The 24,892-nt window shown below is 60.8% G+C and carries 22 protein-coding genes, 3 tRNA genes, 2 pseudogenes and 1 riboswitch; of the genes and pseudogenes, 8 read left to right on the forward strand and 19 right to left on the reverse strand.

The genetic code is table 11. From position 1 onward, the window contains the following. A pseudogene (locus GPA25_RS09955) lies at positions 1–174 on the reverse strand (IS21 family transposase); the annotation flags it as partial. A 140-nt stretch (positions 175–314) separates the two neighbouring features. Here GPA25_RS09955 and GPA25_RS09960 point away from each other — a divergent pair. From GPA25_RS09960 to GPA25_RS09970, 3 genes are read left to right on the forward strand one after another with little or no spacing between them, the layout of a single operon-like run. Further along, positions 315–1,577 (forward strand): site-specific integrase, encoded by a 1,263-nt coding sequence (locus tag GPA25_RS09960; protein ID WP_169260231.1) that lies wholly within the window; start codon positions 315–317, stop codon positions 1,575–1,577. Next, entirely contained in the window at positions 1,574–2,548 is a 975-nt protein-coding gene (locus GPA25_RS23985) for a tyrosine-type recombinase/integrase (RefSeq protein ID WP_169260232.1), read from the forward strand. Before GPA25_RS09960 ends, GPA25_RS23985 begins: the two co-directional genes overlap by 4 nt. Beyond that, entirely contained in the window at positions 2,545–3,549 is a 1,005-nt protein-coding gene (locus tag GPA25_RS09970; protein WP_211163042.1) for a tyrosine-type recombinase/integrase, read from the forward strand. The genes GPA25_RS23985 and GPA25_RS09970 overlap by 4 nt, the downstream gene beginning before the upstream one ends. On the opposite strand, the gene GPA25_RS09975 is transcribed toward GPA25_RS09970, so the two are convergent. Beyond that, complete coding sequence (locus GPA25_RS09975; RefSeq protein WP_169260233.1) at positions 3,510–4,247, reverse strand: DDE-type integrase/transposase/recombinase; 738 nt, start codon at positions 4,245–4,247, stop codon at positions 3,510–3,512. The two genes, GPA25_RS09970 and GPA25_RS09975, sit on opposite strands and share 40 nt — an antisense overlap. A 482-nt stretch (positions 4,248–4,729) precedes the next feature. On the opposite strand from GPA25_RS09975, the pseudogene GPA25_RS09985 reads away from it, so the two are divergent. Then, positions 4,730–5,581 (forward strand): annotated as a pseudogene (locus GPA25_RS09985) (diguanylate cyclase domain-containing protein); the annotation flags it as partial. Further along, positions 5,482–5,991 carry an EAL domain-containing protein gene (locus GPA25_RS24205; protein ID WP_343034890.1) on the forward strand — a complete coding sequence of 170 codons (510 nt, stop codon included), beginning with the start codon at positions 5,482–5,484 and terminating at the stop codon, positions 5,989–5,991. The pseudogene GPA25_RS09985 and the gene GPA25_RS24205, both read left to right, overlap by 100 nt. A 1,050-nt stretch (positions 5,992–7,041) precedes the next feature. Here GPA25_RS24205 and GPA25_RS09990 read toward each other — a convergent pair. From GPA25_RS09990 to GPA25_RS10000, 3 genes are all read right to left on the reverse strand, one after another. Next, a tRNA-His gene (locus GPA25_RS09990) sits at positions 7,042–7,117 on the reverse strand. A 43-nt stretch (positions 7,118–7,160) separates the two neighbouring features. Beyond that, positions 7,161–7,237: transfer RNA gene (locus tag GPA25_RS09995), tRNA-Arg, on the reverse strand. 26 nt (positions 7,238–7,263) lie between these two features. Continuing rightward, positions 7,264–7,340, reverse strand: a tRNA-Pro gene (locus GPA25_RS10000). Between the two features lie 173 nt (positions 7,341–7,513). Between GPA25_RS10000 and dksA the strand changes: the two genes are divergently transcribed. Beyond that, complete coding sequence (dksA, locus tag GPA25_RS10005) at positions 7,514–7,939, forward strand: RNA polymerase-binding protein DksA (protein ID WP_169260235.1); 426 nt, start codon at positions 7,514–7,516, stop codon at positions 7,937–7,939. A 96-nt stretch (positions 7,940–8,035) separates the two neighbouring features. On the opposite strand, the gene pnp is transcribed toward dksA, so the two are convergent. The 14 genes from pnp to GPA25_RS10075 form a co-directional block, all read right to left on the reverse strand. After that, positions 8,036–10,135, reverse strand: a complete 2,100-nt coding sequence (gene pnp / locus GPA25_RS10010; protein WP_169260236.1) for a polyribonucleotide nucleotidyltransferase — start codon at positions 10,133–10,135, stop codon at positions 8,036–8,038. A gap of 162 nt (positions 10,136–10,297) precedes the next feature. Continuing rightward, the gene (rpsO, locus tag GPA25_RS10015) at positions 10,298–10,567 is read right to left on the reverse strand and encodes a 30S ribosomal protein S15 (RefSeq protein WP_169260237.1); all 270 of its coding nucleotides are present in this window, start codon (positions 10,565–10,567) and stop codon (positions 10,298–10,300) included. Positions 10,568–10,645: 78 nt separating this feature from the next. Further along, positions 10,646–11,572, reverse strand: coding sequence for a tRNA pseudouridine(55) synthase TruB (gene truB, locus GPA25_RS10020; RefSeq protein WP_169260238.1), 927 nt, complete (start codon positions 11,570–11,572; stop codon positions 10,646–10,648). A 6-nt stretch (positions 11,573–11,578) separates the two neighbouring features. After that, positions 11,579–11,962 (reverse strand): 30S ribosome-binding factor RbfA, encoded by a 384-nt coding sequence (gene rbfA / locus GPA25_RS10025; protein ID WP_169260239.1) that lies wholly within the window; start codon positions 11,960–11,962, stop codon positions 11,579–11,581. A 3-nt stretch (positions 11,963–11,965) separates the two neighbouring features. Continuing rightward, entirely contained in the window at positions 11,966–14,797 is a 2,832-nt protein-coding gene (gene infB / locus GPA25_RS10030) for a translation initiation factor IF-2 (protein WP_169260240.1), read from the reverse strand. 13 nt (positions 14,798–14,810) lie between these two features. Next, positions 14,811–16,286 (reverse strand): transcription termination factor NusA, encoded by a 1,476-nt coding sequence (gene nusA / locus GPA25_RS10035; protein WP_169260241.1) that lies wholly within the window; start codon positions 16,284–16,286, stop codon positions 14,811–14,813. Positions 16,287–16,312: 26 nt separating this feature from the next. Further along, positions 16,313–16,741, reverse strand: coding sequence for a ribosome maturation factor RimP (gene rimP / locus GPA25_RS10040; protein ID WP_211163048.1), 429 nt, complete (start codon positions 16,739–16,741; stop codon positions 16,313–16,315). A gap of 220 nt (positions 16,742–16,961) precedes the next feature. Continuing rightward, the gene (rluB, locus tag GPA25_RS10045; RefSeq protein WP_425486381.1) at positions 16,962–17,927 is read right to left on the reverse strand and encodes a 23S rRNA pseudouridine(2605) synthase RluB; all 966 of its coding nucleotides are present in this window, start codon (positions 17,925–17,927) and stop codon (positions 16,962–16,964) included. 7 nt (positions 17,928–17,934) lie between these two features. Continuing rightward, complete coding sequence (scpB, locus tag GPA25_RS10050) at positions 17,935–18,528, reverse strand: SMC-Scp complex subunit ScpB (protein WP_169260243.1); 594 nt, start codon at positions 18,526–18,528, stop codon at positions 17,935–17,937. Then, positions 18,509–19,339 (reverse strand): segregation and condensation protein A, encoded by an 831-nt coding sequence (locus GPA25_RS10055; RefSeq protein ID WP_169260244.1) that lies wholly within the window; start codon positions 19,337–19,339, stop codon positions 18,509–18,511. The genes scpB and GPA25_RS10055 overlap by 20 nt, the downstream gene beginning before the upstream one ends. A 96-nt stretch (positions 19,340–19,435) precedes the next feature. Next, positions 19,436–20,638 (reverse strand): tryptophan--tRNA ligase, encoded by a 1,203-nt coding sequence (locus tag GPA25_RS10060; RefSeq protein WP_169260245.1) that lies wholly within the window; start codon positions 20,636–20,638, stop codon positions 19,436–19,438. Between the two features lie 8 nt (positions 20,639–20,646). Then, a complete protein-coding gene (locus GPA25_RS10065; protein ID WP_169260246.1) occupies positions 20,647–21,306 on the reverse strand; it encodes a site-2 protease family protein in 660 nt (219 codons plus the stop codon). A gap of 97 nt (positions 21,307–21,403) precedes the next feature. Next, positions 21,404–22,036: an L-threonylcarbamoyladenylate synthase gene (locus GPA25_RS10070; protein ID WP_169260247.1), complete on the reverse strand. Its 633-nt coding sequence runs from the start codon at positions 22,034–22,036 to the stop codon at positions 21,404–21,406. Between the two features lie 42 nt (positions 22,037–22,078). Continuing rightward, positions 22,079–22,915 (reverse strand): 3',5'-nucleoside bisphosphate phosphatase, encoded by an 837-nt coding sequence (locus GPA25_RS10075; protein ID WP_169260248.1) that lies wholly within the window; start codon positions 22,913–22,915, stop codon positions 22,079–22,081. Between the two features lie 116 nt (positions 22,916–23,031). Further along, a riboswitch (glycine riboswitch) is annotated at positions 23,032–23,118 on the forward strand. A gap of 243 nt (positions 23,119–23,361) precedes the next feature. Between GPA25_RS10075 and gcvT the strand changes: the two genes are divergently transcribed. Both gcvT and gcvH read left to right on the forward strand, forming a co-directional pair. Beyond that, positions 23,362–24,393 (forward strand): glycine cleavage system aminomethyltransferase GcvT, encoded by a 1,032-nt coding sequence (gene gcvT / locus GPA25_RS10080; RefSeq protein WP_246265582.1) that lies wholly within the window; start codon positions 23,362–23,364, stop codon positions 24,391–24,393. Between the two features lie 96 nt (positions 24,394–24,489). Continuing rightward, positions 24,490–24,873 carry a glycine cleavage system protein GcvH gene (gene gcvH, locus GPA25_RS10085; protein WP_169260250.1) on the forward strand — a complete coding sequence of 128 codons (384 nt, stop codon included), beginning with the start codon at positions 24,490–24,492 and terminating at the stop codon, positions 24,871–24,873. The last annotated feature ends 19 nt before the right edge of the window (positions 24,874–24,892 follow it).

Raw genomic sequence — 24,892 nt, forward strand, 5'->3', positions numbered from 1 at the left:
GAAGTTGCCCTTCAGGTATTTGACCCCCGACTCGACGATGCCCTTCTTCTGCGGATCATGCGGCGGACAGGCATCGATGCGGAAACCGTAGCCACAGGCCGCGTCGGCGTAGGAACGCTGGACCTGCGGATCATGCACACACGCCTTGGTGATCGCGCACCTGGCGTTGTCGATGTTTTGTGTCCTGGGCGCTTATGTGCTGTACCGACCTGAGAAGCGCGCTGCGGCTCGAGGCTCGTTTGAAGATGGGCACATAACGCGTGGTCCGAAGGCGGACCATCAATCTCCCTTCTCTCATTGGAATGGAGGTTGTCATGTTAGAGCGCTACTTTCTCAGACCGGCCACCGTCGATCGCATTCGGGCCAACTTCGCCGGGGCCTACATCGAGCACTACGTCGGATGGCTGCGAGCGCAGGGCTATGCGGACCGCAACGTCTTCAGACGCGTGCCCATTCTTTGTCAGTTCGGCGAGTTCGCCAGCACCCGCGGCGCGATCGACGGCCAGACCGCACTCGACCACGTTGAGGCGTTCGCGCAGCACTGGGTGGCGATCCACGGCAAGTCGTGCAGGTCCGACGCAGCGCGCGCGAAGGTCGCGCATGACGCGCGTAACCCGGTCCGGCAGATGCTCGAGTTGGCGCTGCACGGCAGCGTCGGACGGCATCGCCAACGTAAACCCTTCCCGTTCGAAGCAGAAGCTCCGGGATTTGCCGGCTACCTGCGCGATGAACGTGGTTTGAAGGCCGACACCGTTGAGCGCCATGCCTTCTACCTCAACGGCTTGAGCGCATTTCTCGATAGTGCCGGCGCGGCTTCGCTGGCGTCGGTGTCGCCGCCGCTGCTTGCCGCATTCCTCGTCGAGCGCTGCGTTGGCTTGGCACGCACCAGCCGACGCGATCTGTGCGGAACACTGCGTATCTTCCTTCGGTACTGTCACCGCGAGAGGCTCGTCGAGCGCGACCTCAGCGCTGTAGTGGAGGTGCCGCGGGTACATCGTCTGGCCAATGTGCCGCGTGGCATCACATGGGAAGAGGTCCGCGACATGCTCAGCTGCGTGGATCGGCGCTGCGCGTTGGGCCGGCGCGACTACGCGATGCTGTTGCTGCTGGTGACGTACGGTCTGCGTGGCATCGAGGTTGCCCAACTCACGCTGGAAGACATCGACTGGCAGCACGAGCGGCTTAACGTTCCCCAGCGCAAGGCCGGGCACTGGTCTGCGTATCCGCTGGCCAGCGTCGTCGGCGAGGCGATCATCGACTATCTGAAGAATGGGCGCCCCCAGACCACCGATCGACATGTGTTCTTCCGGTCGATGGCGCCGTGGCGCCCGATCACGAGTGCGGCAGTCTCGTCGGCAGCGGTGAGATACCTGCAGCGCGCTGGCGTACGAGTTCATCGAGCCGGCGCGCACACGCTGCGCCACACCTGCGTGCAGCGTCTGGTCGATGCCCAGTTCTCGCTGAAGACGATCGGCGACTACGTCGGCCACCGCTCCGCGCAATCGACCAAGATCTACACCAAGGTCGACGTTGCCGCGCTTCGCGAAGTTGCCATGGGCAATGGGGAGGTCTTGTGAGCAGCCGGCGCGCCGAGCTGCGCAGCCTGCTCGCCAGACAGATTGGTGCCTTTCTGCAATACAAGAGAGCGCTGGGCTGCAAGTACAAGACCGAGGCTGCCGCGCTGCACCTGCTCGACGGCTACCTTGCCGACCAGCGCATCGCGGCCCTAGATCAGCTCGACTCCCGGCTGATCGATACCTTCCTCGCTTCGCGCCCGCGCGCCCGGGCGCGCAGCTACAACCACCTTGTCGGCGTGACACGCCGGTTCTTCGACTGGGCGTTGATCCAAGGGGTGGTCGAACGCAATCCGGTCAATGCTCGTCCTCGTCGCGTCACCGGCCAGCGCATCCCCTACCTGTTCAGCCTCGACGACGCGAAGCGGCTGCTCGAAGCCGCGCGAGGCATGCCTACTCGGCCAAAGGCACCACATCGCGCCCTGGTCTACGAGATGGTGTTCGCGCTGCTTTACGGGCTGGGCCTTAGGGTCGGCGAGGTCAGTAGACTGTTGGTGGGGGACGTCGATTTCGAGCGTGCGACGCTGTCAGTGCGAGATGCCAAGTTCTACAAGTCCCGGCTCGTGCCGTTTGGCCCACGCATGGGCGAGCGCTTGGCGCGCTATGTCGACAAGCGCTTCGGCCCGCACGCCGATCCCGAGGCACCGCTGTTCTCGTTCACCAAGCGCGGCGCGGTCCACGAATGCACGATCAGCCAGACGTTTCACTCGCTTCTGCCGCACCTTGGGTTGAACGTACCAGCCGGTGTGTGCGCTCCACGGCTGCACGATCTGAGGCACGCGTTCGCCGTCGGGACCTTGTTGCGGTGGTATCGCTCGGGAATCGACCCGAACGCGCGCTTGATCCATCTGGCGACTTTCCTCGGTCATTCCGACCCGGCGTCCACCGCAGTGTACGTGACGATCACCGAAGAGATGCTGCGCGAGGCCGACCAGCGATTTCGGGCGTTCGCACCAAGAGGAGGCCAATCATGAGCACCATTGGGCAAGTGCTGTTCAGCTTCTTCGAGGACCATCTAAAGGTGCAGAAGGGACTACGCCCCGGCTCGATCAAGAGCTACCGGGACACAATCAAGCTGTTTCTCGCCTTCGTCGCCGGCGCATGTCGCAAACCGGTCACCCGGCTCAGTCTGAACGACTTGTCGTCGCAGAGAGTGCTCGAATTCCTTCAGATGATCGAGGTTCAACGCCACAACAAGCCGCAAACGCGCAACCAACGCTTGGCCGCGCTGCACACCTTCTATCGCTTTGTCGCCACGCATCACTGCGAGATGCTGGCCGAGGCCGAGCGCGTCGAAGCGATTCCGAACAAGCGGACGTCGCCCGCGCCGACGCGCTACCTGGAGCGCGAGGAGATCGACCGGCTGTTCCAATTGCTTGCTGCGCAGGGTCGTCGGATCCTTCGCGATCAGGCATTGCTCATGCTGCTGTACAACACAGGCGCTCGAGTCCAGGAACTCGCCGATCTGCGCGTCGGCGATCTCGATCTCGACGGGCCACTGCGGGTGCGACTACACGGCAAGGGCGACAAGTGGCGGGGCTGCCCCATCTGGCCCGAGACGGCAGCGTTGCTCAAGCAGTTGGATACGGTCCAGGGCGGCGACACCAAGGCGGCGCTCTTCGTATCGAGTCGTCTTCAACCCCTGACGCGCTTTGGCATCTACAAGCTCGTCAGGCGGCACACGCAAGACCTGATTCGAAGCGACGGGCACGCTCCGGGCAAGACGATCTCGCCGCATGTGTTTCGGCACACGACCGCGGTCCGATTGCTGGAGTCCGGAGTCGAGATCAACGTCATCCGCGCCTGGCTCGGTCACGTCAGTCTCGACACGACCAATAGGTACGCCGAGATCACGATGAGAACCAAGCAGGCGGCCCTCGCGGCATGCATGCCTCCGACGACTTCGGGGGCATCCCCGCAACGCGTCGGATGGCGTCAGAACCAAGACCTGATGAAGTGGCTGCAATCTCTGTGAAGATTATGTGCCCGGCGGCGGGCTACTCGCCGTCGCAGGCGCACTGTGCAGGCGGGTACGGCACATAACGGTCCAGGACACAAAACATCGATTTTGTGCCCGGGCACAAAATCGATGATGATCCGCTCGGGTACCGCCGCGAACCACTCGAAGGCCCGCCGGTGGCAGCCCAGCCAGGTCGCTACCGTCTGATCCCAGACGAACTCGACGTACTGGTGACGCGAGAAGCACAGCGTCATGACGAAGGCCCAGGTCCGGCGGACATCGCCGACCGGATGTTCGAGCATCGGGCCGGCGCCGAAGTCGACCTGGGCGGCTTCGCCGGGCGCGAAGATCAGGCGGACGGTGGCCTGCGGCGGGATCTCGCGTTTCAAGGTGGCGAGCATCCGGCGCACCGCCGAGTAGCTGCCGGTGTAGCCGTGTTCGCGCTTCAGGGCGGTGTGGATGACGACGCCGGAAACACCTTGATTGAACCAGCCGGCGATTGTCTCGCGCAGCGGTTCGAGCCCGGAAATCGTGGTGCCGGCGCGCTTGGGGGCCGCCAGCGCCGCAGCGATTGCCGCATCGTCCGGCGGCAGAGTGCCGGCGTCCAGCCAACCCTGACCTTGCGCCAGCGCCCGCAGGGCGGCCGCCGCACGCCGCCCCATCAGGCGGCTCTTGGCAATGTCACGATCAGAATCGCCCTGACGCATGCGCATCAGGGCCTGTCGGTAGTGGTGCATTTCGAATTTCCTTCTGCTCATCGAACCCCCGGCAAAAAAACCGCCGAGGGTAACGATCGCTCGTTGAAAAATCCGAAATGCCCGTTGCCTACTTCTCCGCCGCCGGTGGCTCCATTACGGCGATCCGAGGGTGGCGCCTATACGCCGGTCACGGACTGGCTCCATTACGCCGGTCAGACGCTGGCTCCTATACGCCGGTCACGAAGTGGATCCTATATGCCGGTCGCTGACAATCATTACTGGGTTCTGCTGGTCGCCATTCTTGACCTGTTGTGTTTTGCCTATGGCGCCTATTCCGCGTTTCGCGGGGGCTCAGCCCAACGCCGCCCACGGTAAAAGCTCTGGGAGGCGCGCCCGCCGGACCTTCCGCAGGCTTTGCGCTGCCCGTGGTGACGGCCAGGGTAGTCGCGGCAAATCTTGCGCTGGATACAACGGCCGTCGAAGCGACCATTCACCGCATGGCCTACTATGACGCGCTGACCGGTCTGCACAACCGGGCGAGCTTATGCGAGCGGTTCGAGCCCGTTCTTGACGCCGCGGTTGCGCAGAACCAGCCGCTCGCGCTCATGATCGTGAGCCTCGACCATCTGCAGGAAGTCAATGACACCCTGGGCTATGTGTAAGGCGATCGGCTCATCCAGACATTCGCGCGCCGACTGATCGAGGCCGAGCTTGCCGAAACCGTCGCCCGGGTGGGTGAAGGGGAATTCCCGCTGCTGTTGCCGAACGCCGATTCGGCTCGCTCCTCCGCAACGGCACAGCAGCTCTCGAAATTGTTGCACACCTCGATCGACGTCGAGGGGTTGGCGTTCGATGTACACACTCACACCGGTCTGGCCCTGTTTCCCGGCCATGGGGCGGACGCGGAGGTATTCCTACGACGCGCTCGCGTGGCGATGCGCGATGCGATGCAGGCCGGTCGGGACTACGCGGTCATTGCACCGGCGCTCGATCAGGAAGCCTCGCGCAGGCTGGCGTTGATGGCGGAGCTGCGCCACGCGATCGAGAGGCACCAACTCGCACTCCTGCTTCAGCCCAAGCTGCACCTGGCTTCGGCAGCGATCTGTCGCGCCGAAGCACTGGTTCGGTGGAAGCATCCACTGCTCGGTCAGGCCCCGACGTTCGAGTTCATCACGCTCGCGGAACAGGCGGGAATGATCACCCCCGTCACTCACTGGGTCCTCGAAGCGACGTTCCGCCAGCGCTACGCGTGGCACATGGCAGGAATCGAACTGCCGATGTCGGTCAATCTCTCGGCGCACGATCTGCGCGACCCGACACTGCTCGACAAGCTCGAGGGCCTGGTCGAGACTTGGGGAGCCCAACCAGGCTGGATTCAGCTGGAGCTGACGGAGATCGCGCTGATGGTGGACGCCTCGGCCGCGGTTTTCAACATGCCATCGACGACTTCGGTGCCGGCTATTCGAGCCTGGGTTATCTGCAACACCTGCCGGTCGATGCCATCAAGATCGACCAGTCGTTCGTCATCCCGCTGGTCGTCGGCTCGGCCGCACAAATGGGGCACAAGCTGGGCTTCGAAGTTGTGGCAGAGGTCGTGGAAAGCCAGGATGCGTTGCGGCGCGTGACGGAACTGGGATGTGATATCGCACAGGGCCATTTTGTGAGCCATCCCATGGCGGCCGACCAGTTCGGGGCGTGGCGGGCAGCTTCGCAACGGCCGGGTCGATGGGTACCGCGTTTCCATGCAGCTCGGATGTAGAGCGATCCCTATATGGGCCGCTCTAGCCTACGACTACCTCGCCCAACACGACACCACTTGGTGCGCTGGTACAACAATGCCACGGGGAGCTTTGTGCAAAGGCAAGCGGCGGCTGACGGCGAAGTGACCGAACAGGACTGAATTGTTGGCGCCGGCTAAGAATTGACCAACCTGATGAGTGTATTCCGGTCGAACGCTGATCAGCAGCGTGAAGCGAAACGCATTGAAGTTGCGGTAAAAAGTACGGAGCCCGGCGGATCACTTTCCCTTCGGCGCATCCAGTCAATCAGAGATCGCCGCTAACATAAGGTCACCATCCAAACGCGCTGCGACAAAGACGCAGGGCAAGCGCCCACGCGTGCTTGTCGGTGTCCTTGTCTAATCGCGCGGAATCCGATCCGGCGTCGGCGCCGACAGGACTTGCGGTACCAGCACTTCGGCGTCAGCCGCGCTGGAATCGAGCACGCGATGCAGAACGTAGGCGCCCCGCCACTGCTGTCCACAGCGCGCGTGACGGTCTTGTCGTTGAGCGCTTCCGGGAGGCGGATAGGGGCCAGTGCACCGAATCGTCCTCGCCGGGCAGAACGAGCGGCCCGCGGGGAAAGGCTTCAGGAGTGCGACGGCAAGGCGATACACGCCAGCCATGAGATTGACGGCGCGGCGAACCGGTCTCTCCCCTACCCTGTCATGATTCGGGCGCCGCTGCGTCTCTGCGTCGGCATGTGCGCGTCGCGAGCTCACACCGACCCACAGGAAAACCGCTCGGTCGATCCGATGATCTTACAAAGTTTGTAGGATTCTAGCGTTGGCCGCCGGGTGATGCCTCGTATGCTTCCGAGCTACCCTACGAAACAAACTGCGCCAAACAGGTGGCGCTTGGCCCCTCAACCACTTTCAGGTTTCCTGCAACGCTGCGGGACTGGAATTCCGTCGTTGCATCCCGTATCCGGGTAGTTACAGTCCAGTGCTCAACACAGCTAAAACAAGCACTTGCGTGACTTTTTGCAATATGGCTTTAGCATGTAAAAGCGCTGCAAGTACTTGAAAACATGGGGCGACATACCGGGATCGAACCGGTGACACCTGGAGCCACAATCCAGTGCTCTACCGACTGAGCTAATGCCGCCACTTCTCCGATTGCAGGAATCCTGCAATCAAAAACCTATTACTGGCCTGCCCGACAGGAATCGAACCTGTAACCCCCGGCTTAGAAGGCCGGTGCTCTATCCAGTTGAGCTACGGGCAGATCCCGCGGGCATTTTCGGGGTTAGCTGGTCGGGGTGGAGGGATTCGAACCCCCGACATCTTGCTCCCAAAGCAAGCGCGCTACCGGACTGCGCTACACCCCGAGAGCCGCGAATAATACACATACATCGGCAGTGCGTCAAACAACAAATCAAAGAAAATATCAGCATAACTTCGACGAAAGAAGAAATGCTCGTCAAACAGGTCTCTGCTTGCCCAGACGGGCGGATTCTGATATTAGTTCGCTTCCTTCAATAACCAACCGGAAGTCGAAGTCATGCCAGACGATACACTGCACAAACAATTCCCGCCGTATGCCCCCGCGAAAGGCGAGGAATACATGAGCGAGAAGCAGCTGGCCCACTTCCGCGAGATGCTCGAATCGGTAAAGCACGAGCTGGCCGGCGACATTGAACGCACGGTGCACACGATGCAGGACGAAGCCACCGCCTTCGCCGACCCCAACGATCGTGCCAGCCAGGAATCCGACATCGCGCTCGAACTGCGTAACCGCGATCGGGAGCGGAAACTGATCAAGAAGATTGACGAAGCCCTTGGCCGCATCGCGGCAGGCGAATATGGCTACTGTGATAGCTGCGGCGTTGAAATCGGGCTCAAACGCCTTGAGGCGCGCCCTACCGCAACGATGTGCATCGACTGCAAGACGCTCGAGGAAATGCGCGAGCGCCAGGTCGCGAAGTAATTCCGCACAAGGCCACGTTGGCGCGCCGATGCGCGACGCAATCGTGGCAACAAAAAGGGGACGCCGCAGCGTCCCCTTTTGTTTGAGCCTCCAGGCTTATTCGCTAGCGTGATCCAGCAGCGCCTTCATGCTCAGGCGGATCTTGCCGCGCTCGTCGGTTTCGAGAACCTTGACGCGTACGGCCTGACCTTCCTTCACATAATCGGCGACGTTATTGACCCGCTCGTTGGCGATCTGCGAAACGTGCAGCAAGCCGTCGCGTCCCGGCATGATGTTCACGATCGCACCGAAATCCAGCAGACGCATGACGGTGCCGTTATAGATCTTGCCAACTTCGACTTCCGCCGTGATGGCCTCGATTTTCTCCTTGGCCAGTTGTGCGCCTTCCGCGCTGACGGACGAAATCGTCACGCTACCATCGTCCTGCAACTCGATGACGGTGCCCGTTTCTTCCTGCAGAGCGCGAATCACCGCGCCCCCCTTGCCGATCACGTCGCGGATCTTTTCCGGATTGATCTTCATGGTGATCATGCGCGGGGCGAACTCGGATACTTCGCCGCGATGCGAAGCGAGCGACTGCTTCATGATGCCAAGGATATGCATGCGCCCCACACCGGCCTGAGCCAGCGCGACCTGCATGATTTCCTTGGTGATACCCTGGATCTTGATATCCATTTGCAGCGCGGTGACACCGTTTTCCGTGCCGGCCACCTTGAAATCCATGTCGCCAAGATGGTCCTCGTCGCCGAGAATGTCGGTCAGCACCGCGAAGCGATTGCCTTCCTTGATGAGTCCCATCGCGATACCGGCGACATGCGCCTTGAGCGGCACCCCGGCATCCATCATCGCCAGAGAACCGCCGCACACCGACGCCATCGAACTGGAGCCGTTCGATTCGGTAATTTCCGACACCACGCGTACGGTGTAGCTGAAGCCTTCGGCAGGCGGCAACGCCGCCACCAACGCACGCTTGGCCAGACGTCCATGACCGACTTCGCGGCGCTTGGTCACGCCCATACGTCCGGTTTCACCGGTCGAGAACGGCGGGAAGTTGTAGTGCAGCATGAAGCTCTCGCGGTACTCGCCAGCGATTGCATCGATGATCTGCTCATCGCGACCGGTACCGAGGGTCGCGACCACCAAGGCCTGCGTTTCGCCACGGGTAAACAGTGCCGAACCGTGGGTACGCGGCAGCACGCCAACGCGAATGTCGATCGGACGCACGGTGCGCGTGTCACGCCCGTCGATCCGCGGCTCACCAGCGAGAATGCGGCTGCGCACGATACCGGCTTCGAGGTCATGGAAAATATCCTTGAGCTCGTTGGCCGACGGCGGCACTTCCGCAGCTTCCGTGATCGCTGCAATGGCCTTCTTGCGAATCTCGTTGACGCGCTCGGTACGGGCCTGTTTGCTGGTGATGCGGAAGGCCTCTTCCATGTCGGCCCCAGCAAGTTCCTTGATGCGGGCGATCAGCGCTTCATTCTTGGCCGGAGGCTGCCAATCCCATTCGGGTTTGCCTGCCACTTCAACCAGTTCATTGATTGCGCGAATAGCAGCCTGCATCTGGTGATGACCAAACACCACCGACCCGAGCATGATTTCTTCGGACAGTTCTCTTGCTTCAGACTCCACCATCAGCACGGCAGCTTCGGTGCCGGCAACGACCAGGTTCAGCTCGCTAGTCTTGAGTTGCTCTGTGGTCGGATTGAGGATGTATTCGCCGTTAGCGTAACCCACGCGGCACGCGCCGATCGGACCGTTGAAAGGCACACCAGAGATCGCCAGTGCCGCCGAGGCTCCGATCATCGCAGGAATGTCCGGATCGATTTCCGGGTTCAGCGAGAGCACCGTGATGATGACCTGAACTTCGTTATAAAAGCCTTCCGGAAATAGCGGACGAATCGGCCGATCGATCAGGCGGCACGTCAGCGTTTCCTTTTCGGTCGGGCGCCCTTCGCGCTTGAAGAATCCACCGGGAATGCGCCCTGCAGCATAGAATTTTTCAACATAGTCGACGGTCAGCGGGAAAAAGTCCTGGCCGGTCTTGGCTTCTTTGGCGGCGACCACGGTCGCGAGCACCATCGTGTCGTCCATGTTGACGATGACCGCACCACCAGCCTGGCGAGCAATCTCGCCGGTTTCGAGGGTAACGGTGTGCGCGCCGTAGGCGAATGTCTTCTTGAGAGCGGTAGGCAAGGTGAAATCCTTTCGATAAGTGGATGCAGCAGACTACAACTGCGAAGTCAAATCGGCCTGACGGGCGCAAAAACAAAGCCGGTGCGGCCCCTTTGGATCCGCACCGGCTTGCTGGCTTAAGTTGCCTTTTTCGACGCTGTCAGACTCGACACGAGCGGCGACTTACTTGCGCAGACCCAGACGCTCGATCAGGTTGCGGTAGCCGTCAGCGTTCTTGCCCTTCAGGTAATCGAGCAGCTTGCGGCGCTGGGAGACCATTTTGAGCAGGCCGCGACGCGAGTGGTGATCCTTCGCGTTGGCCTTGAAGTGGCCGGTCAGCCCGTTGATGCGGGCGGTGAGCAGCGCGACCTGGACTTCCGGGGAGCCGGTGTCGCCTTTGGCGCGCTGGAAGTCGTTAACGATCTGCGACTTGGATGCGGTATCGAGAGCCATTTGCGTATTTACTCTTTTCGTTCTGCCAATCAGAAGCGTGGGATTATACCCAACGCGCTATGTAAAACTCAATCATTATCAAGCTTGCTGCACGCTAGCGTCGGTCGAAACGAGGCGTTTTGGCGACAGCTTTCCGTCTGCACTGCTTTCGCCAAGTCCAAGATATCGATCGTCACCATAGACCCGAACCAGCCCTGGAGGCGGAACGGACATTACCAGCACGCGCCCCTGCAATAGCGCATGCGCCTGAACCGTGTCGAGATCAACTCGTGGCAGGTGTGCCACCAATGTATCGACCGGGGACAGCATCTTGTCACGATCCCCAACCGGCACAGCCTCAAGCGCGGCGACCGAACTGGCCGCATCTACACTGAACGGGCCGATACGGGTTCGCCGCAACGCGGAAAGATGAGCCCCGCAACCGAGCATGCGCCCAAGGTCGATAGCCAGCGTCCGGATATAGGTACCCTTGCTACACTCGACGTGTATGCGGAATGATTCATTCTCGACACCAAGCAGGTCCAACCGGTGGATGCTGACCCGCCGCGGCGCCCGCTCAAGTTCGATACCGGCACGCGCGTATTCGTATAGCGGTTTGCCATCACGCTTGAGTGCGGAATACATCGGCGGGATTTGCTCGATTTCGCCCGTCAGGCAAAGCAGCGCCTGCCTGATGGCGTCCACATTCACGTTCACTGGCGCCGAAGCAATTGCAGCCCCTTCGGCATCCCCCGTGTCGGTTTCAACACCGAGACTGACGGTAGCCTCGTAGGCCTTGTCGGCATCGAGCAGCATTTGCGAAAATTTGGTTGCCTCCCCGAAGGTCAGCGGCAGCAAGCCAGTAGCCATCGGATCGAGGGTGCCGGTATGCCCCGCTTTCGCGGCATTAAGCAGGCGTCGAGCCGTTTGCAGCGCGGCATTCGAGGTCATGCCCTTCGGTTTGTCGAGCAGCAGCACGCCGTCCACTGGACGGCGCTGATGCCTGAATTGCTTCTGCGCTTTCAAAGGCGGTCAGCTCTCCGGCTCGTCCTTGTGACGCGCTTCATCCTCGCGCACCACTTGGTCGATTAGCTGCGACATCCGACTACCCCGCTCCACCGAGCTGTCGTACTGAAAGTGCAGCTCGGGCAGGGTGTGGATACGCACGCGCTTGCCCAGCTCGCGGCGTAGAAAGCCACTTGCACGCCGCAAACCGACGAGGATTTCGTCCAGCCCCTCCTCGCCCCGCATCGAGGTGAAAAACACCTTGGCGTGCGCGTAGTCGGGCGTAATCTCGACATCGGTCAGTGTAATGAACCCCACGCGAGGGTCCTTGACCTCTAGCCGGATCAGTTCCGCCAGCTCGCGCCGGATCTGCTCGACGACGCGCTGGCTACGGGAAAACTCCTTGGGCATGATTTAAAGTGTCCGCGCGATTTCCTGGATCTCGAACACTTCAAGCTGGTCGCCTTCCTGGACGTCGTTGAAGTTCTTGATCGAGAGGCCGCATTCGAAACCGAACTTGACCTCCTTGACGTCGTCCTTGAAGCGCTTGAGCGATTCGAGTTCGCCGGTGTGGATGACCACGTGGTCGCGCAGCACACGGATCTGCGAACCGCGCTTGACGAGGCCTTCGAGCACATAACAACCGGCAACGGCACCGACCTTCGGCACACGGAACACCTGACGCACTTCGACCAGCCCCAACACGTGTTCGCGCTTTTCCGGAGACAGCAGACCGGATAGCGCCGCCTTTACCTCATCGACCGCATCGTAAATGATGTTGTAGTAGCGGATATCCACCCCGAAAGTCTCTGCAAGCTTGCGGGCACCAGCATCGGCACGGGTATTGAAGCCGATGATGACGGCGCCCGACGCCTGCGCGAGGTTGACGTCGGACTCGGAAATGGCGCCAACCGCCGAGTGGATCGCGTTGACGCGGACTTCGTCGGTCGACAGCTTGTTGAGAGCCTGAACCAGTGCTTCCTGCGAACCCTGCACGTCGGCCTTGACGATGAGCGCGAGCGTCTTGACTTCGCCTTCCGACATCTGCTCGAACATGCTTTCGAGCTTCGCCGCCTGCTGTTTGGCAAGTTTGACTTCACGGAACTTGCCCTGACGGAATAGCGCAATTTCGCGCGCCTTCTTCTCGTCGGCCAGGACGATGGCCTCATCACCGGCACCCGGCACATCCGACAGACCGAGGATTTCCACCGGAATCGACGGCCCTGCCTCATCAACCGGCTTGCCATTCTCGTCGAGCATTGCACGAATACGACCGAAGGTCGCGCCGACCAGCATCACGTCACCCTTGCGCAAGGTGCCGGACTGAACCAGCAGGGACGCCACGGGACCGCGCCCCTTGTCGAGCCGCGCTTCAATGATCAAGCCCTTTGCAGGCGTATCGACGGCGGCCGTCAACTCCAGCACTTCGGCCTGCAGCAGAACCGCTTCGAGCAGCTCGTCAATACCGACACCGGTCTTGGCCGAGACGTTGATGAACATGACATCGCCACCGTACTCTTCCGGCAGGACGCCTTCAGCTACGAGCTCCTGCTTGACGCGGTCCGGATTCGCCTCGTGCTTGTCGATCTTGTTGACCGCAACCACCAAAGGCACGCCGGCCGCCTTAGCGTGGTGAATCGCTTCCCGCGTTTGCGGCATCACGCCATCGTCCGCGGCGACAACGAGGATCACGATGTCGGTTGCCTTGGCGCCGCGGGCACGCATCGCCGTGAATGCCTCGTGCCCCGGGGTATCCAGGAAGGTCAGCATGCCGCGCGGGGTTTCCACGTGGTAGGCGCCAATGTGCTGCGTAATGCCGCCGGCTTCGCCGGAGGCAACCTTCGCACGGCGGATATAGTCCAGCAGCGAAGTCTTGCCGTGGTCTACGTGGCCCATCACGGTGACGACCGGGGCGCGCGACTCCACCTTCGCATCGTGGTGCGCTTCGCTATCCTCGAGGAAAGCGTCAGGATCGTCCAGCTTTGCTGCGAATGCCTTGTGGCCCATTTCCTCGACCAGGATCATTGCAGTTTCCTGATCGAGCACCTGGTTGATCGTGACCATCGAGCCCATCTTCATCAAGGCTTTAATGACCTCGGCCGCCTTGACTGACATCTTGTGCGCCAGATCCGCTACGGAGATGGTCTCGGGCACGTGGATTTCGCGTATCACGGGCTCAGTCGGTGCCTGAAAGCTCTTGTGATCGTCCTGCTGTCCACGCCCCTGACGACCACCGCCGCGGGCACCGCGCCACGAACCAGTCGTTGCGCCGACTTCGCCACGCGTCTTGAGGCCACGACGTTTTGCGCTTTCGCCGGCGCTGTCTGCGGCGCCACGGGTACCACGCTTGGCGTCCTTCGCTCCGGCCTTGTCCTCGGTCTTGGCCGGGCGATGCAGCGTTCCGCTCGGCGCCTTCTGCGTTTCCTTGACCTGCGGTTTTGCAGCCTCGGCGCGCTTTTCCGCTTCAACTCGTACTCGAGCCTCTTCCTCGGCGCGGCGCGCCTCGGCTGCTGCACGCGCGGCCGCTTCGCGGTCCTGCTTGGCCTTCAGGTCAGCCATCTGACGAGCACGCAGTTCGTCATGACGACGCGCCTCGTGTTCGCGCGCAGCACGCTCTTCGTCGCTGAGAATCGAGACACGCAAAGGCTTCTGGGTGGGTGCAGCGGCTCGCGCCGGAGCCTCCGGCTCGCTCTCTTCAGCCGAAGCAACTGGTGCCGTATATTCCTCGACAGGTTCTGCGACAACTTCCGGTTCGACGATAGGTTCGGGCTCAGGCTCAACGACCGGTTCCACCTCGGCGGCGGGCGCGACTTGGACAGCGGCTTCTACCACTGTTACCACGGGCGCGACCTCGACTTCCGGCGCTTCCGGTTCGTCGAATTCCGAGATTTCGGCAAGTTGATCTTCAGCCGGTGCAGCTTCGTGTACGCCGGACTCGGTGCCGAGCTCATCGCGTTTGACGAAGACACGTTTTTTCCGCACTTCGACCTGAACTGTTCTGGCGCGCCCCGACGAGTCAGTAGCTCGGATTTCCGAGGTTTGCTTGCGGGTCAGCGTGATCTTGCCCTTGGGCTGGTTTTCGCCATGGGACCGACGCAGATATTCGAGCAGTCTCGCCTTGTCCTGCTCGGTCAGCAGTTGGTCCGAGCTGGTCTTCTGGACCCCGGCTCTCTGCAACTGCTCGAGCAGCACCGCTGCCGGCATTTTAAGTTCGCCGGCGAACTGGATTACGCTCATCTGTTCCATCAGTGCCCTCCCATCATTCTTCGAACCAGTGCGCGCGCGCGACCGAAATCAGCGCACTCGCCCGTTCTTGTTCGATTCCGGCGATTTCGATCAATTCATCGACGGCCAGATCGGCCAGATCGTCCCGGGTGCGAACGCCATGCTCGGCCAGTTTGGCGGCGAGCGGCTTGTCCATCCCTTCGAGATCGATCAGATCGTCGGAAACATTCTCCAGTTGCTCCTCGGTCACAATGGCCTCGGTGAGCAACACATTTCGGGCGCGGTTACGCAGCTCGTTGACCGTTTCCTCGTCGAAGGCTTCGATCTCGAGCATTTCCGCAAGCGGCACGTAGGCAATTTCCTCTAGCGAGGAGAAGCCTTCATCGATCAGGATATCTGCCAATTCTTCATCGACATCCAGCTTGTCCATGAACAGCTGGCGCAGGCCCTGGCGCTCCTGACCGGTCTTCTGAGCGGACTCTTCTTCGCTCATGAGATTGATCGTCCAGCCCGTCAGCTCGGAAGCAAGCTTGACGTTTTGGCCATTGCGTCCAATCGCGATGGCGAGATTATTGTCATCGACCACTACGTCCATGCCGTGACTTTCTTCGTCCACGACGATCGACACCACTTCAGCAGGTTGCAGTGCAGAAATAACGAACTGCGCAGGATCCGACGACCAAACGATGATGTCAATCTGCTCGCCGGCGATTTCGTTGCGCACGGCCGTGACGCGCGATCCGCGCAAGCCGACGCAAGTCCCGATCGGATCGATGCGCGGATCGTTGGACTGCACCGCGATCTTCGCCCGCAGTCCGGGATCGCGGGCGCAGGCCTTGATTTCCAGGAGCCCGTCTTCGATCTCCGGCACTTCGAGCTCGAACAACTTACCGAGGAACTCCGGGGCTGTCCGCGACAGGATCAGTTGCGGGCCTCGCGCACCACGGTCAATACGCAGCAGGAACGCCTTCACCCGATCGCCGACACGCAGATTTTCGCGCGGGATCATCTGGTCGCGGGGAATCACTGCCTCGAGACGCCCGACCTCGATGATCGCGTTGCCACGCTCCATGCGCTTGATCGAACCGGAAACAAGATGTTCCTTACGATCGAGGAAGTCATTGAGCACCTGCTCGCGCTCGGCATCACGAATACGCTGCAAGATCACCTGCTTCGCCGCCTGAGCGCCGATGCGCCCGAAATCGATTGGCTCAAGCGGCTCTTCAATGTATTCGCCGATCTGAATACTGGGCTCTACGTCCCGTGCATCGATGATGCCCATTTCAGCTTCATCATTAACGACATCCTCGTCAGGCATCACCACCCAGCGACGGAACGATTCGTAGGCACCGGTATCACGATCGATCGTGACGCGAACATCGGCCTCGTCGTTGATGCGCTTCTTCGTTGCGGAGGCGAGCGCCGACTCCAGGGCACCGAATACGATGTCCTTGGCCACATTCTTTTCGCGCGCCAGCGCATCCACAAGCAGCAATATTTCGCGGCTCATTAATCAAAACCTCCACATACGAATACTCAAAACTTGGGCACCAGACGCGCTTTCTCGACTTCATCAATGGGAAAGGCGACCTCACCCTTCTCGGTACGCAAACGCACCACACCATCGACAAAACCTTCAAGCACGCCAATGAAATTTCGCTGATTACCAATCGGCATCCGCAGGCGGACCTGCACATCGCTACCGACAAAGCGTTCGAAATCGGCGGCCTTCTTGAGCGGCCGATCAAGGCCGGGGGACGAAATCTCGAGCCGGTCGTAGTCGACGTTCTCGACCTCGAAGACACGCGTCAGCTGATTACTGACCGCGGCACAATCATCCACCGTGATACCACGCTCGATATCGATAAAGACGCGCATCAAGCGCCCCTTCGGGGAAGTCTCGAAATCAACCAACTCGAAGCCGAGCCCGGCCACCACCTGCTCAATCAGACGTTCGACATCCATTTCCACGCCCACAAATAAAAAATGGGCGTAACGCCCATCTTTGTTGAATCCATCCACAAACCGGTGCAGCGAAATAGAAAAATTGCGCCCACCAAAGCTTTACAAGTATAACCACTTCATTGAAAACAGGCAATTCGTAACATGGTTTACCCGGGCGCTTTCGGACGAACGGAAAGCCCAGCGAGCGCTTACCCCCAAGGGGCGGCCGGCTCGCCTATTCTCAAGTTCGGTCGCGCGGCGTCGTACGATGAATTCTGGCCTGGCGCTCCTTCTCGCCAGGGCGAGCAGATGTCTGCCCTTGCGGTTTCGGTAACCCTGCCAACTCACAGACTTCGGCTTCCGGCATTTCCATCCACATACCGCGCTTGAGGCGCGACGACAGGCTCACCGGACCGTAGCGCACGCGCATCAGCCGGCTGACGGTCAAACCGACCGCCTCGAACATGCGTCGAACTTCGCGGTTGCGCCCTTCCGAAAGCGTCACCTTGTACCAGTGGTTGACGCCCTCGCCGCCCTGATCACTCAGAGAGCTAAAACGCGCCAGCCCGTCTTCAAGCTGGATTCCGGCCTTCAGCGATTCGATCTGCTCGTCGGTCAGCGCTCCCAGCAGACGCACAGCGTACTCGCGCTCCAGTTCGTAGCGCGGGTGCATCAGACGATTGGCCAGCGTGCCATCGTTCGTGAACAGCAACAGGCCCGACGTATTAAAATCCAGTCGTCCGACGGCGATCCAACGCCCCTTGCGCAATAACGGAAGCCGTTCGAACACGGTGGGGCGCCCTTCCGGATCCTCGCGCGAGACAATCTCGCCTTCCGGCTTGTGATAAATCAATACCCGGGGTGTGCGGACACTGAAGCGCAGCGGGACGAGCTTGCCATTGATTTTGACACGATCTCCGGGGCCGATTTTCTGACCGGGCTCGGCCGTGACACCATTTACGATAATGCGCCCGGCAGCCACCCACTCTTCGATTTCGCGCCGCGACCCTATTCCTAGCTGGGCCAGTACCTTCTGCAGCCGCTCGGGTTCAGCAAGATTCTCAGAGTTTGGCGCATGCCGTCCTCCAACACCCGCCCGAACGGACTCGCGGGACTTACGGCGGAGCTCGCTACCTTCCCCGGCAACTGGCGGAGGCGAACCCGGACGCGAGCGCGAGTGTGTTGCGGCAGGTCGCTGCACTTCCAGCGCGGACTCAGTGTTTTTCTTCATTGGCGGCCGCAGCGGCCGCTTCGATTTCTTTGGTGTCGACAAGATCCATGATCCTTTCAATTTCGGTTAGCGCAGGCAGCTCGGTCAGGCTTCTGAGCCCGAGGTCATCGAGAAAGCGCCGCGTGGTCGCAAATAGTGCCGGGCGACCGGGGGTGTCACGATGGCCGACAATATCGACCCAGCCTCGCGACTCCAGTGTCTTGAGAACATTCGGGGAAACCGCCACGCCGCGAATGTCTTCTATATCTCCTCGCGTAACGGGTTGACGGTAGGCGATGATTGCCAGCGTTTCCAGCACCGCGCGCGAGTATCTTGGCGGTTTTTCCTGCTTGAGGCGATCGAGAAAGACTTGGTACTCGGGGCGCGTCTGGAAACGCCAGCCTGAGGCCAGCTGGACCAGCTCCACACCACGATCCGACCAGTCGCCACGCAACTCGTCGAGCAGGCGTCGGATGAAATCGTGCCCCGGATCGACGTCGAACAGTTGTCGCAGATCGGTTACCGGCAAGGGCACGCTTGCCGCAAGCAACGCTGCCTCGATGACCCGCTTGAAGTCCTCAGGTGTCGTTGGCTGCATCGGCAAGTTTCACGTATATCGGTGCAAAGGGCTCGTTCTGGGCCACTTGCACAAGTTTCTCCTTGACCAACTCGAGTACCGCGAGAAAACTTACAACCAGCCCGGCCGGTCCGCGCGCCGGCTCGAACAGCGTATCAAAAACCACAAAAGCGCCGTCCGACAGCTTGCGCAGGATCGCAGTCATGTGTTCCCGAACCGATAGCTCGTCCCGTCTCACCTGATGATGCTGCGTCAGCCGCGCCTTTTTCATGATCTTGAGCCAAGCAAGCTGCAAATCGTGAAGACTGACTTCCGGTAGCCTTTCAACGATCTTCTCCGCAACGAAGATGCTTACCCACTCGTGATCGCGATCGACACGCGGCAATGCATCGAGCCGGGCGGCAGCCATCTTCATCTGCTCGTAATCAAGCAGGCGCCGCACCAGTTCCGCACGAGGATCAAGGGACTCGTCCGGCGCGTCACGCGGCGGGCGCGGTAACAACATGCGCGACTTAATCTCGAGCAGGGTCGCGGCCATCAGCAGGTAATCGGCAGCAAGTTCGAGATTGTGTCGCCGCATTGCCTCGACGTAAACCAGATACTGCGCGGTCAATGGCGCCATCGGGATGTCGAGGATATTCAGGTTCGACTTGCGGATCAGGTAGAGCAACAGATCGAGCGGCCCCTCGAAGGCCTCGAGGAAAATTTCCAGTGCATCCGGCGGAATGTAGAGATCTTTTGGCAGTTCGAGTAGCGGCTCGCCGTACAGGCGCGCCACCGCCTCAATCTGGGCGACCGTTTCGACCGGAGCAAGCTCGAGCGGAAAATTCATGGTGCGAAAACCTTCACAACACGCCGACGCCCGTGACACCGCGTCATTCCGGCTCGTTGGAGCGAAATCCGGAATGCGCCCGCCGGACCATCGCCCTTAGCGATACGATAGTCCCATCGATTCGCGCACGTCACGCATGGTTTCCTCCGCAAGCGCGTGCGCCCGTTCACAACCTTCCGCAACGATGCGACGCATCAGTGCCGGGTCTTCGATGTACGGTTGTGCACGTTCGCGCATCGCGACTTGCTCTTTGAGCACGCCGTCAATTACGGGCTGCTTGCATTCGATACACCCGATACCCGCGCTGCGACAGCCCTGCTGAACCCACTTGCGCGTGTCGTCATCGGAATAGATGACGTGAAACTGCCATACTGGGCACTTTTCAGGATCGCCCGGATCGGTGCGGCGCACGCGTGCCGGATCGGTCTGCATCGTGCGGATCTTTTTCGTGACAGCATCCGGCTCCTCGCGCAGGAATATCGTGTTGCCATAGCTCTTGGACATTTTCTGTCCATCCAGGCCCGGCATGCGGGCAGCTTCGGTCAGCAGCGCACCGGGTTCGACGAGGATCATCTTGCCGCTGCCTTCGAGATAACCATGCAGGCGCTCGAGATCGACATGGCCCACGCTTCCGGGCTCGCGCAATATCGCTCTCGCCTGCTCGAGCGCATCGCCGTCGCCTTCCTGTTGAAAACGCTTGCGCAATTCCTCGAACAGCTTGCCCGTCTTGCCACCAAGTTTTTTGACGGCCTCCCTGGCCTTGTCCTCAAAACCGGGCTCACGGCCGAACAAGTGATTGAAGCGCCGAGCGATTTCTCGCGTGAACTCGACGTGCGGCACCTGATCCTCGCCTACGGGAACCTTGTCGGCCCGGTAGAGCAGGATGTCGGCCGACATCAGCAAAGGGTAGCCGAGGAAGCCATAGGTCGACAGATCCTTGCTGGCAAGCTTTTCCTGCTGGTCTTTGTACGTCGGCACCCGTTCAAGCCAGCCGACGGGGGAGATCATCGACAGCAGCAGATGCAGTTCCGCGTGCTGGGGTACTTTCGACTGAATGAAGATCGTCGCCTTCGACGGATCGACGCCCGCTGCGAGCCAGTCGATCAACATCTCCCAGACGCTGTCGGCGATCACCTGTGGACTGTCATAGGCGGTGGTCAGCGCATGCCAGTCGGCGACGAAAAACAGGCAGGGGTAGCTTTCCTGAAGCTTGACCCAGTTCTTGAGTACGCCGTGATAATGGCCGAGATGGAGTCGCCCGGTCGGGCGCATGCCAGAGAGAACGCGTTCTGCGTACATGATGATGTCTAAAACCCGAAAAGCGTCGCGAGAAAAATACGAAAAAGAGCCATCAGCGGCCAAAGAACTTGCCCGAGGATACCGGTAAATAGCAGTAACAGCAGGATCGGAAAGCCATAGGGCTCGATTCGCGAGAACTGCCAGGCGAGACGATGCGGCAACAGGCTCACTGCAATGCGCCCCCCATCAAGTGGCGGGATCGGCAGGAGATTGAGCACCATCAGCACCGTGTTGATCTGCATGCCAGCCTTGCCCATTTCGAGCATTGGCATCGCGTAATCGCTTTGTGGATTGGAGAGCGCAATCTTCGCCAGCAGGGCCCAGCCGAGCGCCATCAAAAAATTCACGAACGGACCGGCTGCCGCGACCCACAGCATGTCGGACTTGGGTTTGCGAAGGCGGCTGAAATTTACCGGCACCGGCTTGGCCCAGCCAAACAACATGCCGCCGCCACCGAACAGGGAACTGAGCGCGAGAATTGCGCCCGGCACCAGCAATGTACCGACGGGATCGATGTGTTTGAACGGATTGAGCGTAATGCGCCCTTCCTGATCCGCAGTCGGGTCGCCAAAATAGCGGGCCACGTAGCCATGCGCTGCCTCATGCAGCGTGATGGCGAGCAACACGGGCAATGCCCAGATGGCAAGGGTGGGGATCAACGAATCCATGACGTCACGGCGTAAAACGCGTCATTCTAGCAGAGCAAGGGGGTGCCTCACGCGTCGCGCAGGGCGCAGGAGCAGAACCCTACGGCACTGCCGCCGATCAGTCTATTTCAAGCCCGAACGGAGCGAGGTCGCCGCGCCCCGCGCGCACCAGAAGCGGCGCACCCGAGGTCAGGTCGATCACCGTGGTGGCTTCTGGGCCACAGAAACCCGCTTCGATCACGAGGTCCACCTGTTTTTCGAGCCGATCGCGTATTTCTTCCGGGTCGGTCAGCGGCAAGTCCTCGTCCGGCAGCAGCAAGGTCGAAGTGAGGATGGGCTCGTTCAATTCCTGCAACAAGGCGGCAACCACCGGGTGATCAGGGACACGCAGACCGATGGTCTTGCGCTTGGGATGCAGCATGCGCCGCGGCAACTCCTTGGTTCCTTCAAGGATGAAGGTATAGGGGCCGGGTGTTGTCGCCTTGAGCAAGCGATACTGCGCATTATCAACGCGCGCGTAGGTCGCGATCTCCGACAGATCACGGCACATTAGCGTGAAATGGTGGCGTTCATCGACGTCGCGAAGGTGCCGAATGCGTTGCAGCAGATCGGCATCGCCGGTGACGCCCCCCAGTGCATAAGCGGAATCGGTGGGGAACGCCACCAAACCGCCTGCGCGCATGATCTCGGCAGCCTGACGGATCAGGCGAGGTTGCGGATGTTCGGGGTGCAGCGAAAAATACTGTGCCATGAAAGATCTTCTTGTTTTGTTCTGCTTGCACGTGGGCGCGCGCTAAATGAGTTTTGACCAAACGGGCGTCAGGTCAGGTGGCAGCGGGTCACAGCGCCCCAGGTCCACCGGGCTTTCTTTCTCGCCATGGAAATCCGACGCCCGCGATGCAAGCAGCCCGCGGCGACGAGCGATGCTCGCAAACTTGAGCACTTCCGCCTCGGTATGCGCACCGGATACTACTTCAACCGCCTCGCCACCGCAGGCAACGAAGCGATCGAAAAGCGTGTCCATGTCATGATCGGACAGGCGGTAGCGCGCCGGATGTGCAATTACCGCAAGGCCGCCCGCGGTGCGAATCCAGCCAACGGCATCCTCCAGCATCGCCCATGTGTGCGCAACATAGCCTGGCTTGCCGCGCGCGAGGTAGTAACGGAACACGGTATTCACGTCCGGCATCAACCCGCTGGCGACAAGGTGGCGCGCGAAATGCGCGCGACCAACGAGGGCCGGGTTGCGGGCGAAGCGGCGGGCACCTTCCAGCACACCGTGAATACCGATCGCGTCCAGCGCCTCGCTCATCCGCACCGCGCGCTGATCGCGCCCACTGCGCACCTGCCGCAATCCGTCAAGGAGCTGTGGATTGTAGTGATCGATACCCAAGCCAACGATGTGGATCGTTTCCTCCAGGAAAGTTACCGAGATCTCGACCCCCGGAACCAGCATTATGCCGAGTTCGTGCGCCGTGGCCTTTGCTTCATCGAGCCCCCCCACTTCGTCATGATCCGTCAATGCAAGCAGACTGACCCCATTTGCCGCTGCGCGTCGCACCACTTCCGTGGGAGTAAGCCAGCCGTCGGAGACGGTCGAATGGCAATGAAGGTCGGCATTAAGAATCATGGGATGGGTACGTCACTTGCCGTCAGCGCTGTCATAAGGGTCGATTAATGTGCTTTTATAATAGCAAACTGGCGCCTCTACCCGTTGCCAGTCCCCGTGCCAGGATGCTATCGTCCGCGAGTCGCGCGGGAGAGAACTCTCCCAGAGAGTCGCCGAAGGCGTAACCCCCCGGAATCGCTCAGGCAAAAGGACCGCCGACAGAACGCAATTCTGGAGAGCGATGCGGGCCGACGCAGACGACTGCGGTAGCCGGCGCATCCACCGAAGGGGCACCCGGCCAAACGCCGGAATCTCTCAGGTACAAAGGACAGATGGGGCGACGCTCGACGAAACGGGCCTCGCCCCATTTCGCTTTTGAAACCTCGACAATCGATTCCGAACTCCAGGAGCCACTTGTGCCCAAACAAACCCCGCTTCATGCAAACCATGTCGCTGCTGCCGCCCGGATGGTCGACTTTGCCGGCTGGGACATGCCGGTGAATTACGGCTCACAGATCGAAGAGCACCACGCTGTGCGACGCGATGCGGGGATGTTTGACGTGTCCCACATGCTCGCGCTAGACCTCGACGGGCCGGATGCGACGTCCTGGTTGCGCGGTCTGCTTGCGAATGACGTCGCAAAGTTGAAGCAAGCCGGCAAGGCGCTTTATAGCTGCATGCTGAACCCGGACGGCGGCGTGATAGACGATCTGATTGTCTATTTCTTTACGCCGAATTCCTATCGCATCGTCGTCAACGCCGGCACCGCCGACAAGGACGTCGCCTGGATGCGCCAGCGCATTGCGGCAACCGGTGCGAACGTGACGCTGAATAGCCGTCGGGATCTCGCCATGATCGCGGTGCAGGGACCCAACGCGCGAGCAAAGACCTGGCAAGCCCTGCCCGGCTCGCGCGCGGCGAGCGAGGCGCTCACGGTTTTTTCCGCTGCGAACGCTGGTGATCTGATGATTGCCCGCACCGGCTACACCGGGGAGGACGGCTTTGAACTCACCCTGCCGGCTGAGCGTGCCGAAGCTGTCTGGAATGCGCTCGCGACCGCTGGCGTAAAGCCCTGCGGACTGGGAGCACGCGACACCTTGCGCCTGGAGGCCGGTATGAATCTCTATGGTCAGGACATGGACGACAGCATTTCACCGCTTGATGCGGGGCTCGCCTGGACAGTGGACCTGAAGGACGAGACGCGCGATTTCGTCGGCAAATCGGCCCTTTTGGCGAATCCCGCGGCCCGCAAGGTGCTGGGTCTGATCCTTGAGGACAAGGGCGTGTTGCGCTCCCACATGGCGGTCTTTACCGCCAACGGCGAAGGCGAAACCACCAGCGGCAGCTTCTCGCCCTCACTGGAAAAATCAATTGCCTTTGCCCGCCTGCCGCTCGACGTCGAAGCGGGCGAACAGGTCGAGGTGGACATTCGTGGCCGCCGTCTCAGAGCACGCACGGTTAAGTTGCCCTTCGTGCGCAACGGCAAGGCGCTCGTCTGATCGCGGACTGCGACACGCAGCAAGTCGAGTCACAAACATAACCCGATACCGGGCGCCAGGCCCGGCCCTTGAACACACCATACTCTGGAGCCTCACATGAGCAATATTCCCGCCGACCTGAAATACACCAAGTCCCACGAGTGGATCCGCGTCGAAGCCGACGGCACTCTGACCATCGGCGTTACCGATCACGCGCAGGAGGCGCTCGGTGATGTGGTCTACCTGGAACTGCCTGACGCTGGCCGCAAAATCGCTGCGAATGAAGCCTGCGCGGTGATTGAATCGGTCAAGGCGGCATCCGACATCTACGCGCCGGTCGCCGGCGAGGTCGTCGAATCGAATCAGGCCGCGGTCGATGCACCAGAATCCGTGAATGCTGACGCTTATGCCGCCTGGCTGTTTAAGATCAAGCCTGACAACGCCAGCGACCTAGCTGGCCTGCTCGACGCCGCCGGCTACGAAGCCGTGGCCAACGCCTGACCTCCCCAAGTTCTCACTT

The organism is Aromatoleum diolicum (assembly GCF_012910955.1).
Classification (GTDB): Bacteria; Pseudomonadota; Gammaproteobacteria; order Burkholderiales; family Rhodocyclaceae; genus Aromatoleum; species Aromatoleum diolicum.